We start from the raw sequence: 17,741 nt of genomic DNA on the forward strand, positions 1-17,741 counted from the left end.
CTCCCATGCCAGTAGCGGAAAAGAAACCGGAAGCGTCCAAGTCCTTCATCCCGTATGAGCCGGCACCGGGTGAAGAGTATATGAACGAGAAGCAGCTCGCGCACTTCCGCCAGCTGCTTCTGGACTGGAAACAGGATCTCATGGAAGAGGTGGATCGTACCGTACGCCACCTGCAGGAAGATGCTAACAACTACGCCGACCCCGCTGACCGCGCGACGCAAGAAGAGGGCTTTAGCCTTGAACTGCGCACCCGGGATCGCGAGCGTAAGTTGCTGAAGAAGATCAACGAAACCATCGAGAAGATCGACGAAGACGATTACGGCTTCTGCGAAGCCTGCGGCGTGGAAATTGGCATCCGCCGTTTGGAAGCACGCCCCACCGCCACGCTTTGCGTTGACTGCAAAACCCTGGCCGAGCTGAAAGAGAAGCAACTGGGCGGTTAAGTACCAAACGCCTCGTCATCCTAAGATGACAGCCAACGGGCACCCTTGAGGTGCCCGTTTTTGTTTGTCATCTTGTGCTCTTCTCATCGCTACGCAGTTTTCCAAACGACGGGTTGCCATGACCGCCACCGCTCACTATCGAGGGCGCTTTGCCCCCACCCCTTCCGGGCCGCTGCACCTTGGCTCGCTGGTTGCCGCTTTAGGCAGCTATTTGGATGCCCGCGCCGCTAGCGGCCAGTGGCTGGTACGCATCGAAGATATCGACCCGCCACGCTGCCCAGAAGGCGCGGACAGCACTATTTTGCGCCAGCTAGAGGCCTTTGGACTAACGTGGGATGGGGAAGTGATATGGCAAAGCCATCGTCATGATGCCTACCAGCACGCGCTGGATCAGCTCGTTGAACAGGGGCTGGCATATCCATGCAGTTGCTCGCGTAAGCAGTGGCAGGCCTTTGACATCTACCCCGGCTGGTGCCGAAACGGCGTGTGCGATGCCACCAAGCCGGTCGCATGGCGGTTGCGCAGCGACCTCGCCAAACGCCCCGTAGGTTGGAATGATCGGCTGTTCGGCGAGCAGCACTTCGACCCCGCCGAACTGGGCGACGTCGTGTTAAAGCGCAAAGATCAATTATGGGCCTACCAGCTCGCGGTGGTGGTGGATGACGCCCACCAGGGCATTACCGATATCGTGCGCGGGTACGACCTGCTGGATAACACGCCTTGGCAGCAGCAGTTACAGGCAGCGCTAAGCCTACCAACACCCCGTTACCTGCACCTACCATTAGTGGTAACTACGGATGGCCAAAAGCTCTCCAAGCAGAACCTAGCACCCGCCCTAGCCGAAGAGAGCACCGGGATACGCCGCCAGCTCTTTCAGGCGCTGCAGCTACTCGACCAAGCGCCACCGCCAGCGCTTGTCGATGAATCGCCGGAAGCGCAACTACGCTGGGCAATAGAGAACTGGACGGTGTCACGCCTGGCACCGCTTGCCCATCGCCCCACTCCACCGGAGCAGTAAGATGTACATCTACCGCATCATGCTATTTCTTGTGTTTGGCGGCTACCTGCTATCACCGCTGTTTATGGATGGCTGGGGCGACCCGAGCGTGGCCTGGTACCGCCCTTTTGCGATTTGGGGCGTCCTGATTGCCCTGACGCTATGGCTTGAGCAGAAGAGGAAGTTAGATGAACGCTGAGCTGATAGGCGTTGTATTACTGGGGCTTAGCTACCTGGGGCTGCTGTTTGGCTGCGGCATGGCCGTCGAGCGGGGCTGGGTGCCAGTACGCATTACTCGCCACCCGATGGTGTATACCCTAGCGCTCGGCGTATACGCCAGCGCCTGGGCAATTTATGGCAGCATCGAATTAGCCGCGAATGCCGGGTTTGGCTACCTCGCTTACTACCTAGGGCCAGCGGGAGCTTTCTTACTCGCCCCTGTGCTGCTGGTACCGATTCAGCGCATTACCCGCACTTACCAGCTCTCTTCGTTGGCGGATCTGTTCGCCTTTCGCTACCGCTCCCGCTGGGCGGGAACGCTTGTCACGCTGCTTAGTCTGATTGCCGTACTACCGCTGCTGGGCATTCAAGTACACACCTTGAGCGACGCCGTGCAACTGCTAACCGGCAGCCGCTACAGCTCAGCGGTAGCGCTGCTGTTTTGCGCGGTCATTGCAGGCTGCGCCGTGCTGTTTGGCGCACGCCACAGCCATCGGCACCGCCACGATACACTGCTGAGCGTCATCGCCTTCGAATCGGTGATCAAACTGCTGGCCATGCTCGGGCTCGGTGCCATTGCCTTATGGTGGGTGTTTGACGGCCCTCAAGATTTACAGCGCTGGCTGGAAGGCCCGGGCGCGGCACTCCAGAGCGCCACCCCACAGCTAGAAGCCCCCCAGTGGCGCACGCTTCTGCTGCTGTTTTTCGCGGCGGCCTTTATGATGCCGCACCTATTTCAGATCACCTTTGCCGAAAGCCTCTCTCGCCATACCTTGCTGCAGGCGAGCTGGACCTTGCCGCTCTTTTTGCTACTGATGGCGCTACCGGTGCCGCTGATCTTATGGGCGGCGCAGTCGGCCAACGAGAGCGTGCCGCTCGCCGCTTACGCGGCGTATCTGATGACCGAGCACTGGTGGGTCGGCGCACTGGCGTTTATCGGCGGCCTAGCGGCCGCCAGCGGTACCATGATGATGATCGCGCTCGCACTCTCCGGCATGGTGTTGAACCACATCGTGCTGGTCGCCCGCCCGCCAGAGGCGCGTAGCGACCTCTACGGTTGGCTGCTGTGGCTGCGCCGTGCGCTGGTAGGGGCCGTAATCTTCGGCGGTTGGCTATTTGCTGAAAGCGTCGGGCGTTACCACTCTCTCACTAGCCTTGGGCTGGCTGCCTTTGTGGGCATGGCCCAGTGCCTACCGGGGCTGCTGGCGCTACTTTACTGGCCCGGCGCGAACCGCAAAGGCATGATTGCTGGCCTTATCGGTGGTATTGGCGTCTGGCTATGGGGGCTGTGGCTGCCGTTGCTATTCGACATCACCATGCCCGCGCTCCCGTTCACTCTGCTGATGCCCGCCGATGCCCCCGCGTGGTACAACGCCACGCTGATTTCGCTAGCGGTGAATATCGTCCTGCTGATCGTGGTGTCGCTGTTTACGCGCATCTCAGAGGGCGAGCGTTCGGCGGCAGAAGCCTGCTCGGTGGATGCGGTCATCCGCTCAAAACGCCTACCGCTGGAAGCCGCCACGGCGGGCGACTTCCCCGCCCACTTAGCTCAGGCACTTGGTGATGAAGCCGCCAGTCGCGAGGTGGATCGCGCCTTAAAAGCGCTCAACCTGACCCCGCAAGAGCGCCGTCCCTATGCGCTGCGCCGTTTACGCGACCGTATTCAGGCCAACTTATCAGGGCTCATGGGGCCGTCGGTGGCGCGGGATATCGTGGATAGATACCTGCCCTATCGCCACGACGATGCTCCCGTCACCGATGATATTCACTTTGTAGAGAGCCGCTTAGAAGCCTACCGCTCGCGCCTCACCGGGCTTGCCAGAGAACTCGACGGACTGCGCCGCCACCACCGTCAAACCCTGGCCTATCTGCCGGTAGGGCTGTGCGTGTTGGGCGACGACGATGAGCTGCTGATGTGGAACCAAGCGCTCTCCCAGCTCTCTGGCATCAGCGGCGAAAGCGTGATCGGCTCCCGACGCGACAGCCTGCCCCCGCCCTGGCCCACGCTGCTAGGCAGCGTGCTGAATGCCAGCCAGACGCCGCTGTACAAACAGGCGGTCACGCTGCACGGCAAAGACTACTTTTTGACGCTGCACAAAGCGGTGCTCAGCGGCCACGATAGTCGTGGCGGCAGCGTCATTCTGGTAGAGGATCACACCGAGATGAAATGGCTGGAAGAGGAGCTAGTGCACGCCGCGCGGCTCGCCTCCATTGGCCAGCTCGCCGCTGGTGTAGCCCACGAGATTGGCAACCCGATTACCGGCATCTCATCGCTGGCGCAAAACCTGCGCTACGACACCGAAGACCCGGCGCTGCTGGAAACCGCCGACCAAATTCAGCAGCTCACTCAGCGGGTGACTAAAATCGTCAACTCCCTGGTGGGATTTGCCCATGGCGGACGCCCCGCGCTACCGCTTCCCGCCGCGCCAGCATCGCTGAAAACGGTCAGCGAAGATGCGCTGCACTTGATCCATTTAGCCCGCTCAGGCGAGGATGTCACCTTTACCAACGCCTGCCCAAGTGACATTGTGGTGCGCGGTGATGCACAGCGCCTGACCCAAGTCATGGTAAATTTACTGAGCAACGCCAAGGACGCCTGCCAGCCACAGGGTACGGTACGTATTGAGGCAGGCACCCAGGCCAGCCACGCTTGGTGGCGCGTTGTCGACGACGGCCATGGGATTGATCCCAGCGTTAAACACCGCCTGTTCGAACCGTTCACCACCACCAAACCGGCGGGTGAAGGCACCGGACTTGGGTTATCGTTGGCGTATCAAATTATCAATGAGCACCAAGGCAAAATAGAGGTCGCTTCACCACCTCCCGGAAAGCCTCGCGGCACGGCCATTACGCTATGGCTACCGCTTTACCAACAGGATGATCACTTGCCCCATGCCCAGGATACTGATTGTTGAAGATGAAGCGATTATTCGCAGCGCGCTAAAGCGCTTACTGGAACGTCATCACTACAGCGTCAGCGAAGCGGCCAGCACCGAAGAGGCCCGCACGCAGCCGCTCAGCGACTTTGACCTCATCATCAGCGACCTGCGCCTGCCGGGGGAGCCGGGCACGACGCTCATTGAGCTAGCGGCCCCCGCCCCGGTATTGATCATGACCAGCTACGCCAGCATGCGTTCGGCGGTGGATGCGCTCAAGCAGGGCGCCGTTGATTATGTTGCCAAGCCCTTCGACCACACCGAGCTATTGGAAACGGTTGAACGCATTCTGCATAAGCAGTCGATGCAGCAGGGCACGCCGCCTGATATCACCGACGGAGGCGGCGGCCGTCAAACCATGATTGGCGACTGCACCGCCATGCAGGAGGTTTACACGCGCATTCGCAAAACCGCGCCTGCCGATGTCACCGTGCTGATCCAGGGCGAGTCCGGCACCGGTAAGGAGCTGGTCGCCCGCGCCATTCATCAACAAAGCAAGCGCGCCAAAGCGCCGCTGATTTGCGTGAACTGCGCGGCGATCCCCGAAACGCTGATTGAATCCGAGCTGTTTGGTCACGAGAAAGGAGCGTTTACCGGTGCCAGCGCGGCGCGCACCGGCTTGGTCGAAGCCGCCGACGGCGGCACGCTTTTTCTCGATGAAATTGGCGAGCTGCCCCTGGACGCCCAGGCGCGATTGCTGCGGGTACTGCAAGAGGGCGAAATCCGCAAAATTGGCTCCGTGGAAACCCGCCATGTGGACGTTCGCCTGATTGCCGCCACTCACCGTGACCTGCGCGCGCTTTCCAAAAGCGGCGAGTTCCGGCTTGATTTGTACTACCGGCTGAACGTGATGCAGATTGCCCTGCCACCGCTACGCGAGCGCGAAGATGACGTACTTAAAATCGCCGACATCCTGCTGGAAAAGGCCTGCAAGCGCCACGAGCGCCCCGGGCTGCGGCTCTCTAGAGCGGCTCGTCAGGATCTACGCGACTACCCCTGGCCCGGTAACGTGCGCGAGCTTGAAAATGCTCTGGAGCGCGGAGTTATTCTCGCCGAAGGGCATTTGATTCACCCCGATGATTTGGGACTTGGCCCGGCGACTAACCGACCTCACCCACCTGCCGTTAGCCCTGGGGCTTCCACAAATGACGACGCCACGACGGCTGACGAAGACGACCTTTCCCTCGAAGATTACTTCCAGCATTTTGTGCTGGAACACCAGGACCAAATGAGCGAAACCGAGCTGGCCCAGAAACTAGGTATTAGCCGTAAAAACTTATGGGAACGTCGCCAGCGACTGGGCATTCCGCGGAAAAAAACTGCCCGCCGCCAGAATTAGCGTACCGATTGGCTGTTTTTGCAGGGGCTATCCTCTGACCATAAGACTAACGTCTAATAGATTGATTTTCATAAGAAATACTCAAAATATCGTTACCCAGACACTGTTACCTTCCCACACAACGAAGCGAAAAATAGGGTCAAAAACGGGTAACACTTTCCCTTCCAATTAGTTCCCTGGCCTACCTAAAAATCGCCAAACCATTGAAATACATAACGTATCAAATGAGTGGCACGGCGAGTGCAATATTACTGGGTAAGAAGAACAAACTGGGCAGCGCGGTTAGTCGCTAACAAAAACAACATGACACCGCCCCGACCTGAGCCAAAACAAAAACAACAAGGCCAGGTAGAGATAACGGCACGAACAAGAACAACAGGCTTGAGTCTCATGACTTGCACGCGCAGCACAGGGTTACCTAGCGGAGCCAAGCAAACGCGCAGCAAACAATAACAATACACAGCAAGTGCCCAAATAAGGACGCGACGTACACAAGGTCTGCACCCAAACAACAACAACAACAATAGCAGCATAGGTGTACACCCCCGGAGCCAATAACAACTCGCCGGGAGAGAAAAGTTCGCGGTTGGATTATTGTTTTGAATACGAGGCGGTCGGAATCAGAGTGGTTCTTTACGCCTGCCGACTGCGGTGCGTATTCAGGGCGATGTGCCATCATGAATAAAAACAGCAGCATGGATGCTGATTGTCTGCTTTATAGGGGAGGCTCACGTAGCCTCCCCTTTCCGCGTTTACGGGTGGCATTGACGTCAGGCCCGACGGCTCATTGCAAACCGCTCTTTGCAAGCCCCAGGGGGTCGGATACACTCAACCCTTTACCGTCCTCCATACGGTCACGTTTTTCGAAACTGTTTTCGATACACTGCGAGTCGATATCGCCGCATGTTTAAAGGATTTACCCGTTTATTACATAGCCCGGGAGAGCACTTGAAATCCCTGCTCGATTCCCCTGAGAGCGCCTCTGATGCGCTCAGTCCTCGTATTATTCCGCGCTCCGAGCATCCCGTCTCTCGTCAGCAAATCAGTGAAGCCGCGCTCAAGGTGCTATACCGCCTCAATGGGGCTGGTTTCGATGCCTATCTTGTCGGTGGCTGCATTCGCGACGCGCTGCTGGGCAAAATGCCGAAAGATTTCGATGTTGCCACCAACGCAACGCCCGAGCAGGTGCGCGACCTATTTCGCAACTCACGCCTGATTGGCCGCCGCTTTCGAATCGTGCATGTACGCTTTGGCCGCGAAGTCATCGAGGTAACGACGTTCCGCGGCAAACCCCAGGACGAGCACGGCGACCATATCGCTCACCAATCGGACGATGGCTTGCTGCTGCGGGACAACGTATGGGGCAATATCGAAGAGGACGCACTGCGCCGCGACTTCACGGTCAATGCGCTCTACTACAACATTGCCGACTTCACCATTCACGACTTTGCCAACGGCGTGCGGGATATTGAGTCGCGCACGCTGCGGCTGATCGGCGACCCTGCGACCCGCTACCGTGAAGACCCGGTACGGATGCTACGCGCGGTTCGCTTTGCAGCCAAGCTCGACTTCACGATCGAGCCCGCCACCGAAGCTCCGATGTACGACTTGGCGCCGCTGCTGCTGCAAATTCCGCCTGCGCGCCTGTTTGATGAAGTGCTCAAGCTGTTTATGGCGGGCCACGGATTAATCACTTTCCGCCTGCTCAGCCATTACAATCTGTTTGGCATGCTCTTCCCGGAATCAGAAGAAGCCATGGCCGATGCCGCTTGGGCAGAAGAGCTCATTGAGCAGGCACTCGCCAATACCGATAAGCGTATCGCCGAAGACCGGCCCGTCACGCCCGCGTTTTTGCTGGCAGCATTTCTGTGGGCGCCGGTCGTTCACCGCCAGGCCGAGCTCGAGCGCGAGGGCATGCCTGCCGTGCCCGCCCTGCAAACCGCAGCTCAGCAGGTCGTATCGCGCCAGCTTCAGCACACCTCCATTCCCAAGCGTTTTGGGATTCCCATGCGCGAAATTTGGGAGCTTCAGGCACGTCTGCCAATGCGGCGGGGCAAGCGCGCGTTCCAAACCCGAGAGCATCCGCGCTTCCGTGCTGCTTATGACCTCCTGTTGCTACGTGAGCAGGCGGGTGAAATTCCCCGTGGGCTGGGCGACTGGTGGACGGCATTTCAGAAAGGCGATGAGCACGAACAGCTCCGCCTACTGCAAAAAGTCGGCAGCGACCCTGCCAGCCAAGGTGACCGCCGGCGCAAAAAACGCCGCAAGCCGCGGAAGGCGAACAGTGAATAACGCCATTCGCAGTTACATCGGCCTTGGTAGCAATTTGGAGAACCCCAAAGGTCAGGTGCAGCAGGCGCTTCAAGAGCTAGCTGCCCTGCCCTTGTCTCGGCTGGTGGCTAGCTCGTCACTCTACGCCACTTCCCCCGTAGGCCCTCAAGACCAGCCTGACTTTATCAACGCGGTCGCCTGCCTCGAGACCCACCTGTCGCCGCTGGCGCTCCTCGACCAGCTACAGGCGCTGGAGCAGCGCCATCGCCGGCGGCAGCTGCGCCACTGGGGGCCGCGCACGCTGGATTTAGACCTGCTGCTCTACGGCGAACTCACGCTTCATCAGCCACGCTTGACCGTTCCCCATGGGCAGATGCACGCCCGCGCTTTCGTGTTAGTCCCACTGGTGGAAGTGGCCACAGCGCTTCAGCACCCCATCACCCTACATCAGCAGCCGCTTAATCACTGGCTAACAGCTGTAAATATGAGCGATATTCGGCACTTAAATGATACCGGCGTCACCGCGACTGCTACCATCTGACACAAATCTCGACACCACGCCCCCAATCAGGTAACAATTGCCGGTTACGCCACATCGCGCAGGCAGGGACGCTGCGATAATAATGGCCGAGCAAAGCAGGCGCGTCACACGCCCCTGCCGCATCGGCCCCATAAAGATTGAATGAGAGCACGCCATGAAAACCGTCACCCTGAGCACTCTGCAGGCGTATAAGCGCGCCGGTGAAACGTTCAGTTGCCTGACTGCTTACGATGTCTCCTTTGCCCATGCCGCTAGCGCGGCAGGTATTGATGTCCTACTGGTAGGCGACTCCCTGGGCATGGTTCTGCAAGGCCATAGCAGCACCCTCCCTGTGACCATCGACGACATCTGCTACCACACCCACTGTGCAGCACGTGGCAAAGGCCACAGCCTGCTAATGGTCGACCTGCCGTTTATGAGCAACGCCACCACCGAACGCCTGTTGGAAGATGGCGCGGCACTCATGCGCGCAGGTGCGGAGCTGGTGAAGGTAGAGGGCGAGGCGTGGATGGCCGACGGCATACACGAACTGACGCGCCGTGGCGTACCAGTGTGCGCCCACTTAGGCTTAACGCCGCAAACCGTTTACCAGTTGGGCGGTTATAAAGTGCAGGGCCGCGAGGCCGAGCAAGCAGAAAAAATCATTAATGATGCCAAAGTGCTGGTCGAGGCGGGAGCATCGGTCATCCTATTAGAGTGCGTGCCCGCTAGCCTTGGCAAAGCGGTTACCGACGCCCTCGATGTCCCAGTCATCGGTATTGGCGCAGGCCCGGATACCGACGGCCAGATTCTGGTAATGCACGACGTGCTGGGCGTTACCCATGGCCGCACACCGCGTTTTGTGAAGAACTTTATGGCGGACGCACACTCTATTCAAGGTGCGTTTGAGCAGTACCATGAAGCGGTCAAAACCCGCACGTTTCCCGCTCTGGAACACTGTTTTTAAGTGAGTGACAGCGAATCCCCTATGCGCACTTTGCAAGATATTAACGAGCTACGCGCCACTCTGCGCGACTATCGCCTAAAGGGCCAGCGCATTGCGCTGGTGCCTACCATGGGCAACCTGCACGCTGGGCATTTGGCACTCATTGCGACCGCCCGCCAGCATGCAGATGTGGTCGTCTCCAGTCTGTTTGTTAACCCAATGCAGTTTGGCCCTGGCGAAGATTTAGACGCCTACCCGCGCACGTTTGAAGCTGACCAGCGCCAGCTCACCGAAGCAGGCTGTGATCTGCTGTTTGCCCCGACAGTGAGCGCCCTTTACCCCAACGGCTTGGATGCGCAAACCCGTGTTCACGTGCCCGAGGTCGGCGAAGGGCTTTGCGGTGGCTCACGCCCTGGGCATTTTGACGGTGTCTCCACCGTAGTGAGCATGCTGTTTAACCTAGTGCAGCCAGATGTCGCTTGCTTTGGTGAAAAGGATTACCAGCAGCTCGCGGTGATTCGTAAGCTGGTGGCCGACCTGCACATGCCCATCGAGATTATTGGCGTACCGATTGTACGCGCCGACGATGGCTTGGCGCTCTCCTCACGTAATGGCTACCTCAGCGAGCAGGAGCGCGCCATAGCGCCCACGCTCTACCGTACGCTGTGCGAGCTACGTGATGCGCTGGCCCAAGGCGAATCCGCCGAACAGGTACTACAACGGGGTAAAACCGCGCTGTATGATGCCGGTTTTACGCCGGACTATCTTGAGCTGCGGGATGCCACCCTAAAACCTGTGGCGGTCTCCACGCGCCATGCCGTGCTCTTAGCCGCCGCCAAGCTCGGCCCAGCCCGGCTTATCGACAATCTCAGCGTGCAGCTTCCTAGCGCTGCCACTGACTAGCCCGTCAGGCTAGCTCTTTACCCAGGAGTTTCTATGCATACCATTATGCTCAAAGCCAAGCTGCACATGGCCCGCGTTACCCACGCCGTTCTCAATTACGAAGGCTCGTGCGCCATCGACGGCGAACTGCTGGACATGGCCGGTATCCGCGAAAATGAACAGATTCAGATTTATAACGTGGAGAACGGCGAGCGCTTCACCACTTATGCCATTCGTGGCGAAGAGGGGTCACGTTTGATCTCGATCAACGGCGCAGCGGCGCATCTGGCCTCGCCAGGGCACCGCATCATTATTTGCAGCTACGCCCACTACTCAGAAGCCGAACTTGAAAACCATCAGCCTGCGCTGGTGTACCTCCAAGAAGGCAACCACGTTAGCCATACCAGCAACGCCATTCCGGTCCAATTGGCATAAGCTAATCACCTGAGAATGCGTTGTTATTTAACGGGCCGTTGATCGGCCTGTTTTTATTTGCCAAAAAAGCGTATTGCCGCAATGCACAACCTTCCCCTATGCTGATAGCCAAGCCTGTCAATACACGCTAATAACGATGTTAATAACAACGGATAGGCAGCGACGTCTATCTGCCATAGGAACGATGCAACACTTACTCAAGGAGTCATCGTATGCAAGACGTGGTCATTGTGGCGGCACGCCGCACCGCCGTAGGTAGCTTTGGTGGATCACTCGCTGGTATTCCTGCCAGCGACCTGGGCGCACTAGTGATTAAAGATATTATGGCTTCCACTGGGGTGGCTCCTGCGCAAATCGATGAAGTGCTACTGGGCCAAGTGCTCACCGCAGGCGTTGGCCAAAACCCGGCGCGCCAAGCAGCCATCAAGGCAGGCCTGCCAGACACCGTACCGGCCATGACGATCAACAAAGTGTGTGGCTCTGGCCTCAAAGCGCTGCACCTGGCGACTCAAGCCATCCGCTGCGGCGATGCTGAGATCGTGCTGGCCGGTGGTCAGGAGAACATGTCCGCCTCTCCCCATATTCTGCCGAACTCGCGCAACGGCCAGCGCATGGGCGACTGGAAGGCTATCGACTCCATGGTGCACGATGGCTTGTGGGATGCGTTCAATAACTACCACATGGGCATCACGGCCGAGAACCTGGCAGAGAAGTACGGTATCACGCGAGAAGCCATGGACGAATTTGCCGCCGCTTCCCAGCAAAAAGCTGCTGCCGCCATCAAAGAGGGCAAATTCAAAAGCCAGATTGTCCCGGTCGAGGTGCCGCAGCGTAAAGGCGACCCGGTGGTCTTCGATACCGACGAAAACCCTCGTGAAGTCACGGCAGACAAGCTGGCCGGGATGCGTCCTGCGTTCAAGAAAGACGGCACCGTGACGGCGGGTAACGCCTCGTCGCTGAACGACGGCGCGGCCGTGGTTATGCTCTGCTCGGCGGAAAAAGCCAAAGAGCTTGGCCTGGAGCCCCTAGCCCGCATTGCCGCCTACTCCAACGCAGGCGTCGACCCGGCCATCATGGGAATCGGGCCGGCCCCCGCCACCCGTCGCTGCCTAGAAAAAGCGGGCTGGAGCTTGGATGACCTGGACCTCGTTGAAGCTAACGAAGCCTTCGCTGCTCAAGCGCTGTCGGTCAATAAAGAGCTGGGCTGGGACACGTCGAAGGTGAACGTCAACGGCGGCGCCATCGCGCTAGGTCACCCTATTGGTGCGTCGGGCTGCCGCGTGCTGGTGACACTGCTCCACGAGATGATTGCCCGCGACGCCAAAAAAGGCCTCGCTACGCTGTGTATCGGCGGCGGCCAAGGGGTTGCGCTGGCGATTGAGCGTCCGTAACACCTCTTAAGCGGAACGTAGAGAGAGTGCCCCCGCCACGCGGGGGCATTTTTTTCGCCGGCCTTGCCAAGCCATTAGCGACGCTTCTCCCCCACAATGCGCGAGGGTGTGCGCCATACCAATAGCATCCCCAGCAGGAACAGCCCCGAGGCAACCCACATCGCCACCGGTAGGCTGGTGCCATCGACCACTTGCCCCCCGACCATGGCCCCCAGGCCAATCGACATGTTGAACACGAACGCCATTAACGCCGTGGCGGCTTCCGTATTGGGCGCCGTGCGTAGTATCCATGTCTGAATACTCACTGATACGCTGCCAAATACAGCACCCCACAGCATTAACAGCAGCACGCCACTGGTCGGCTCTACGCCTACCACCGGGAAGATCGCCACGACTACCAGCAGTAGGCTGGGAATCGCCAGCACCGCACGGTAGGGATGTCGCCCAGCAAAGACACCCGCCGCGATATTGCCCAAAATCCCCGCCGCCCCGTAGAGCAACAGCAAGCTTCCGACGTGACGCTGGGCAATACCGCTAATCTCCTGAAGGATCGGGCTGATAAAGGTATAAGCGGCAAAGTGGCCAACCACCACAAAGCCCGTGGTCAGCACCGCTACCCGCACGCCACGATTCTTTAGCTGTTGCGCAAGCATCCGTAACCTTACTGGCTCGCGGGGCGGCAGTGGCGGTAGCCAGCGCCAAAGCGCCAACGCCGTGAGCAAACTCAAGCCCCCCAAGGCACCAAAGGCCACGCGCCAGTTACTGATATCACCCAGCAGCGTGCCCAACGGTACGCCGAGCACCGAGGCCGCCGCCACGCCGCCAAAAATGATGGTCATGGCCCGCGACACCTGATCGCTAGGCACCAGACGTGGCGCAATACTGCCCGCAATGGCCCAAAAACCGCCGATACTGATCCCCACCAACACTCGCGCCGCCAACAGTAGGGCAAAGTTGCTGGCCATGGCGGAGAGCACGCTGCCAAGCACCATCACTGCCATCATCAGCGTCAGCATGATACGGCGATCGAGACGCCCTACCGCCACCGGTAGCAGCGGCGCTGAAAACGCCGCCACGACGCCGGGCACCGTCACCATCAACCCTGCCATACCTGGGGTCACGCCCATCGATTCTGCCACCTGAGAGAGCAAACCGATGGGTAGTTGCTCTGCGGTCACCAACAAAAAAAATGCCGATCATCACGGCCACCACCGCCCACCAACGCGGCGATTCCTGCTGCTCCATGCTATGTCCTCACATTCCTGACCTATCAAAACGACACCGCCCCCACAGCCAAGGGCTGCGGGGGGCGGTAAATCCTACGCTGAGCACTCGTTAGCTAGCGACGTCCGCCTCGGCAGCTTCAAACGCTGCTTTCTCTTCTTCGGTGATCTCTTTGATCGAGAGCTTCACGCGGTTGCGGTTGTCGATATCCAACACCTTCACGATGACATCGTCGCCTTCGTTCAGGAAGTCGCGCACGTTATTGACGCGCTCCTGGACGATTTGCGAGATGTGCACCAGGCCATCGGTTCCCGGCATGATGTTCACGAACGCACCAAAGTCGGCGATACGTACGACCTTGCCTTTGTACAGCTTGCCGATTTCCGCTTCGGCGGTGATCGCCAGTACGGTATCGATCGCTTTCTTGGCAGCGGCTTTGTCTTCGGCGTAGATGCGAACGGTGCCATCGTCATCAAGATCGATCGATGCGCCGGTGTCTTCGCAAATCTTACGAATGGTGGCGCCGCCCTTGCCGATGACGTCGCGAATCTTGTCCGGATCGATTTTGATCGTCGCCATGGAAGGGGCGTTTTCCGACACCTCGTTACGGCTCTGGCTGATCACGGCGTTCATCTGTGCCAGGATACCGATGCGCGCATCGTGGGCCTGTTGCAGCGCAGTCTCCATGATCTCTTCGTTGATGCCCTCGATCTTGATGTCCATCTGCAGGGCAGTGACGCCCTCTTCAGAACCGGCCACTTTGAAGTCCATGTCACCCAGGTGGTCTTCGTCACCCAGGATATCGGTCAGCACCGCGTAGCCGTCTTCGTCTTTGACGAGGCCCATGGCAATACCCGCCACCGGGGCTTTCAGCGGAACGCCCGCATCCATCAACGCCAGCGAGGAACCGCACACGGACGCCATGGAGCTAGAGCCATTGGATTCGGTGATTTCCGACACCACACGGATGGTGTAGGGGAACTCTTCTTCGGACGGCAGCATCGCTTGGACACCGCGACGCGCCAAACGGCCGTGGCCGATTTCACGGCGCTTTGGGCCACCCATGAAGCCCGCTTCACCCACCGAGTAGGGAGGGAAGTTGTAGTGCAGCATGAAGCGGTCTTTACGCTCGCCTTCCAGCGACTCGATGAGCTGCGAATCGCGCAGCGTGCCGAGTGTTGCGACCGCAATGGCCTGGGTCTCACCACGGGTGAAGATGGCTGAGCCGTGAGTTTTCGGCAGCACGCCGACTTCGATGTTCAGCGGACGCACGGTGACGTTGTCGCGGCCATCGATACGCGGCTCGCCCTTGACCACGCGGGAGCGCACCACACGCTTCTCAAGCGCTGCGAACGCGCCTTTCACGTCATCCTTGCTGAACTTGCCTTCCGCTTCCTCTTCGCCTTCGGCAGCCGCTAACTGTTCGACGGCCGCGTCTTTCAGCGCTGCGAGTGCATCTTGGCGCTGCATTTTATCGGTGATGCGGTACGCCTCACCCACTTTGGCTTCAAAGGCATCGGCCATGGCCGTTTTCAAGGCAACGTTTTCTGCCGGCGCCTGCCACTCCCAGCGCGGCTTACCAGCGTCGGCAGTCAATTCTTTAATGGCGTCGATCGCGACTTGCATCTCCTGGTGGCCAAACAGTACGGCACCCAGCATTTCGTCTTCGAGCAACTCTTGCGCTTCGGACTCCACCATCAGCACGGCGTTTTCGGTACCGGCCACCACCATGTCCAGCTCGGAGGTGGTCAGCTCTTCGACGGTGGGATTCAGGAAGTAGCCTTGCTCTTCGTTGAAACCAACGCGAGCAGCGCCAATCGGGCCATTGAACGGAACGCCTGAGATGCTCAGCGCCGCAGAGGTGCCCAACATGGCCGCGATGTCCGGATCGTGATTACGGTCGGTGGATAGAACGGTACAGATCACCTGTACTTCGTTCATAAACCCTTTGGGAAACAGCGGACGGATCGGACGGTCGATCAAACGCGAGGTCAGGGTCTCTTTTTCAGTCGGGCGACCTTCACGCTTAAAGAAGCCACCGGGGATTTTACCCACGGCGTAGGTTTTCTCTTGGTAGTGTACCGAGAGCGGAAAGAAGGGCTGGCCTGGGTTGACGTCTTTCTTCGCCACCACCGTACACAGGACGACGGTGTCGTCCATGGTGACCATCACGGCACCAGTGGCTTGGCGAGCAATACGCCCAGTTTCGAGGGTGACGGTGCTGCGACCGTATTGGAACGTTTTTTTGACCGGATTCACGGCTACTTCCTTTAACATTAATAGCTACTTGTCTTTTCGCTTGGGTCGTTTGACTCGCCACCATTCTAGGCGTTGACGCGCCGTACGGCTACCAGAAACAAAAAACGGGCAGCCCACAAGGAGCTGCCCGTTTTAGATCATGGCCGTTAAGAACTTAACGGCGCAGACCCAGACGCTGAATCAGAGACTGATAGCGTTCGAAATCTTTACGCTTCAGGTAGTCCAGCAGCTTACGACGCTGGTTTACCATGCGGATCAGACCACGACGGGAGTGGTGATCCTGCTTGTTGGTTTTGAAGTGGTCCTGCAGGCCGTTGATGTTGGCGCTCAGCAGTGCAACCTGAACTTCAGGGGAACCGGTATCGTTATCGCCGCGGCCGTATTCGTTGACGATCTCGGCCTTTTTCTCAGCGGTTAATGCCATCTGTCTCTCCAGTAAGCAATATGCCTAAAAATGAATGGGTGAGACCACGCATATTTGCAGTCTCAGGCGACCATTTTCGCGCAAATCGCCACATCCTTGCAACGTTTTACCGCGATATTACGAACGAGCGACCGTACTTAACAGCCGCTTAGGGGCCACTTCCTGAGGCCCTTTTACAACGCCAAGGCCGATAAACGTCTCGGCGTGATAAAGTCGTGCCAACGCATCGGGTGCCAATTCATCGACGGTGAGCTCGGCTGACTGTCCGTGGGCCAGTCGGCCAAACGAGGTGTCATCGACGCTAAGCGACGGCAGGTGATCGACCAGCACATCCACGGGCATCAGTTCCGCCTCGCGGTCGGCTTGGCTAGCCAGTGCTTCCAGTGCCTCGAGTGTCCACATCGCATCACCATCGAACGGCCCGGTTTTGAGCCGACGTAGCTGACTGATATGGGCACCACAGCCCAGCGCGTGGCCAATGTCTTCCGCCAACGTGCGGATGTACGTGCCTTTGCTGCAGCTGACTTCCAGCTCGAACGCCGTGCCCTCGAACGAAAGCAGGCGCGCATCATACACGCTTACCCGCCGCGCTGCACGTTCAACCTGTTTCCCCTCGCGGGCCAACTCGTAGAGCTTTTTACCCTGATGCTTGAGCGCCGAGTACATGGGCGGCACCTGATCGATCTCGCCGCGAAAACGCGTCAAGACAGATTCGATGTCCTCGACCGCAAGGTTTGGCACCTCGCGCCGCTCCAGCACAGTGCCTTCGGCATCGCCGGTATCGGTGATCACCCCCAGTTCGACCCGGGTGCGATACATCTTGTCGGCTTCCAGCAGATGCGCGGAAAACTTGGTGGCCTCCCCCAGGCAGATAGGCAGCAAGCCTGTCGCCATCGGGTCCAGCGTGCCGGTATGCCCGGCTTTTTGCGCGTCGAACAGACGGCGCACACGCTGCAGCGCGTGATTGCTGGAGAGGCCTTTCGGCTTATCCAGCAGCACCACGCCATTGACCGGTAATCCGCGACGGCGACGGGGCATTAGCGCGCCTCCTCACCTTGCTCTTCACTGCCGCCCTCGTCTTCCGCTTGACGGGCACGGTCAGAAGAGACCGCTTCGTCGATCAGCGATGAGAGGTGCTGGCCGCGCACCACACTTTCATCGAAATGAAAGCGCAGTTCGGGTACGTGACGCAGCTTGATGCGCTGGGCGATTTGGCTTCTCAGAAACCCTGCTGCACGTTTCAGTACCTGCAGGTTCTCCTTGATACGCTCGGGATCCTGTTCACCCAGCAGGGTGACGTAGATATCGGCGTAGCCAAGGTCACGACTAACGGTGGCCCCGCTCACCGTGACCATGCCCAAGCGCGGATCTTTCACTTCGCGTTGGATCAGTACCGCCAGCTCCTTTTGGAGCTGGTCGGCTACTCGGTCGGTACGCTTAAATTCGCGCATGGTT

At 58.9% G+C, this 17,741-nt stretch carries 15 protein-coding genes and 1 pseudogene; 11 read left to right on the forward strand and 5 right to left on the reverse strand.

Going from position 1 to position 17,741, the window contains the following annotated elements; genetic code table 11:
* Positions 1-5: 5 nt before the first annotated feature.
* The 11 genes from dksA to A3220_RS02385 all read left to right on the forward strand — a co-directional run bounded on the left by dksA (position 6) and on the right by A3220_RS02385 (position 12,379).
* Positions 6-443, forward strand: coding sequence for an RNA polymerase-binding protein DksA (gene dksA, locus A3220_RS02340; protein WP_044629489.1), 438 nt, complete (start codon positions 6-8; stop codon positions 441-443).
* Positions 444-561: 118 nt separating this feature from the next.
* The gene (gluQRS, locus tag A3220_RS02345; protein WP_062372880.1) at positions 562-1,461 is read left to right on the forward strand and encodes a tRNA glutamyl-Q(34) synthetase GluQRS; all 900 of its coding nucleotides are present in this window, start codon (positions 562-564) and stop codon (positions 1,459-1,461) included.
* A gap of 1 nt (position 1,462) precedes the next feature.
* A complete protein-coding gene (locus tag A3220_RS17400; RefSeq protein WP_044629487.1) occupies positions 1,463-1,639 on the forward strand; it encodes a hypothetical protein in 177 nt (58 codons plus the stop codon).
* On the forward strand, positions 1,629-4,574 hold the full coding sequence (locus A3220_RS02350) for an ATP-binding protein (RefSeq protein ID WP_062372882.1): 2,946 nt from the start codon (positions 1,629-1,631) through the stop codon (positions 4,572-4,574). The genes A3220_RS17400 and A3220_RS02350 overlap by 11 nt, the downstream gene beginning before the upstream one ends.
* Positions 4,552-5,934 (forward strand): sigma-54 dependent transcriptional regulator, encoded by a 1,383-nt coding sequence (locus A3220_RS02355; RefSeq protein ID WP_054645009.1) that lies wholly within the window; start codon positions 4,552-4,554, stop codon positions 5,932-5,934. The genes A3220_RS02350 and A3220_RS02355 overlap by 23 nt, the downstream gene beginning before the upstream one ends.
* A 903-nt stretch (positions 5,935-6,837) precedes the next feature.
* Entirely contained in the window at positions 6,838-8,226 is a 1,389-nt protein-coding gene (gene pcnB / locus A3220_RS02360; protein ID WP_058578296.1) for a polynucleotide adenylyltransferase PcnB, read from the forward strand.
* Positions 8,219-8,746, forward strand: a complete 528-nt coding sequence (gene folK / locus A3220_RS02365) for a 2-amino-4-hydroxy-6-hydroxymethyldihydropteridine diphosphokinase (protein WP_062372889.1) — start codon at positions 8,219-8,221, stop codon at positions 8,744-8,746. Before pcnB ends, folK begins: the two co-directional genes overlap by 8 nt.
* Positions 8,747-8,900: 154 nt before the next feature.
* Positions 8,901-9,692 carry a 3-methyl-2-oxobutanoate hydroxymethyltransferase gene (gene panB, locus A3220_RS02370; RefSeq protein ID WP_062372893.1) on the forward strand — a complete coding sequence of 264 codons (792 nt, stop codon included), beginning with the start codon at positions 8,901-8,903 and terminating at the stop codon, positions 9,690-9,692.
* A 21-nt stretch (positions 9,693-9,713) separates the two neighbouring features.
* A complete protein-coding gene (gene panC, locus A3220_RS02375; protein WP_062372896.1) occupies positions 9,714-10,574 on the forward strand; it encodes a pantoate--beta-alanine ligase in 861 nt (286 codons plus the stop codon).
* Positions 10,575-10,607: 33 nt separating this feature from the next.
* Complete coding sequence (gene panD, locus A3220_RS02380; protein ID WP_009723730.1) at positions 10,608-10,988, forward strand: aspartate 1-decarboxylase; 381 nt, start codon at positions 10,608-10,610, stop codon at positions 10,986-10,988.
* Positions 10,989-11,200: 212 nt separating this feature from the next.
* Positions 11,201-12,379, forward strand: a complete 1,179-nt coding sequence (locus A3220_RS02385) for an acetyl-CoA C-acetyltransferase (RefSeq protein WP_044629480.1) — start codon at positions 11,201-11,203, stop codon at positions 12,377-12,379.
* A 74-nt stretch (positions 12,380-12,453) separates the two neighbouring features.
* Here the strand turns inward: A3220_RS02385 and A3220_RS02390 are convergent.
* The 5 genes and pseudogenes from A3220_RS02390 to rbfA all read right to left on the reverse strand — a co-directional run bounded on the left by A3220_RS02390 (position 12,454) and on the right by rbfA (position 17,737).
* Positions 12,454-13,624 (reverse strand): annotated as a pseudogene (locus A3220_RS02390) (MFS transporter).
* 90 nt (positions 13,625-13,714) lie between these two features.
* On the reverse strand, positions 13,715-15,880 hold the full coding sequence (pnp, locus tag A3220_RS02395) for a polyribonucleotide nucleotidyltransferase (protein ID WP_054645008.1): 2,166 nt from the start codon (positions 15,878-15,880) through the stop codon (positions 13,715-13,717).
* Positions 15,881-16,016: 136 nt separating this feature from the next.
* Positions 16,017-16,286, reverse strand: a complete 270-nt coding sequence (gene rpsO / locus A3220_RS02400; protein WP_009723734.1) for a 30S ribosomal protein S15 — start codon at positions 16,284-16,286, stop codon at positions 16,017-16,019.
* Between the two features lie 117 nt (positions 16,287-16,403).
* Entirely contained in the window at positions 16,404-17,324 is a 921-nt protein-coding gene (gene truB / locus A3220_RS02405; RefSeq protein ID WP_054640975.1) for a tRNA pseudouridine(55) synthase TruB, read from the reverse strand.
* Positions 17,324-17,737: a 30S ribosome-binding factor RbfA gene (gene rbfA, locus A3220_RS02410; protein WP_044629476.1), complete on the reverse strand. Its 414-nt coding sequence runs from the start codon at positions 17,735-17,737 to the stop codon at positions 17,324-17,326. The genes truB and rbfA overlap by 1 nt, the downstream gene beginning before the upstream one ends.
* Positions 17,738-17,741: the final 4 nt, after the last annotated feature.

This window comes from Halomonas sp. KX33721 (assembly GCF_001596805.1).
GTDB classification, from domain to species: Bacteria; Pseudomonadota; Gammaproteobacteria; order Pseudomonadales; family Halomonadaceae; genus Vreelandella; species Vreelandella aquamarina.

Excerpts from the sequence above, each read along its gene's own strand:
- dksA (WP_044629489.1), top strand. The coding sequence starts at position 6 with ATGCCAGTAGCGGAAAAGAAACCGGAAGCGTCCAAGTCCTTCATCCCG.
- gluQRS (WP_062372880.1), top strand. The coding sequence starts at position 562 with ATGACCGCCACCGCTCACTATCGAGGGCGCTTTGCCCCCACCCCTTCC.
- A3220_RS17400 (WP_044629487.1), top strand. The coding sequence starts at position 1,463 with ATGTACATCTACCGCATCATGCTATTTCTTGTGTTTGGCGGCTACCTG.
- A3220_RS02350 (WP_062372882.1), top strand. The coding sequence starts at position 1,629 with ATGAACGCTGAGCTGATAGGCGTTGTATTACTGGGGCTTAGCTACCTG.
- A3220_RS02355 (WP_054645009.1), top strand. The coding sequence starts at position 4,552 with ATGCCCAGGATACTGATTGTTGAAGATGAAGCGATTATTCGCAGCGCG.
- pcnB (WP_058578296.1), top strand. The coding sequence starts at position 6,838 with ATGTTTAAAGGATTTACCCGTTTATTACATAGCCCGGGAGAGCACTTG.
- panB (WP_062372893.1), top strand. The coding sequence starts at position 8,901 with ATGAAAACCGTCACCCTGAGCACTCTGCAGGCGTATAAGCGCGCCGGT.
- panC (WP_062372896.1), top strand. The coding sequence starts at position 9,714 with ATGCGCACTTTGCAAGATATTAACGAGCTACGCGCCACTCTGCGCGAC.
- panD (WP_009723730.1), top strand. The coding sequence starts at position 10,608 with ATGCATACCATTATGCTCAAAGCCAAGCTGCACATGGCCCGCGTTACC.
- A3220_RS02385 (WP_044629480.1), top strand. The coding sequence starts at position 11,201 with ATGCAAGACGTGGTCATTGTGGCGGCACGCCGCACCGCCGTAGGTAGC.
- pnp (WP_054645008.1), bottom strand. The coding sequence starts at position 15,880 with ATGTTAAAGGAAGTAGCCGTGAATCCGGTCAAAAAAACGTTCCAATAC.
- rpsO (WP_009723734.1), bottom strand. The coding sequence starts at position 16,286 with ATGGCATTAACCGCTGAGAAAAAGGCCGAGATCGTCAACGAATACGGC.
- truB (WP_054640975.1), bottom strand. The coding sequence starts at position 17,324 with ATGCCCCGTCGCCGTCGCGGATTACCGGTCAATGGCGTGGTGCTGCTG.
- rbfA (WP_044629476.1), bottom strand. The coding sequence starts at position 17,737 with ATGCGCGAATTTAAGCGTACCGACCGAGTAGCCGACCAGCTCCAAAAG.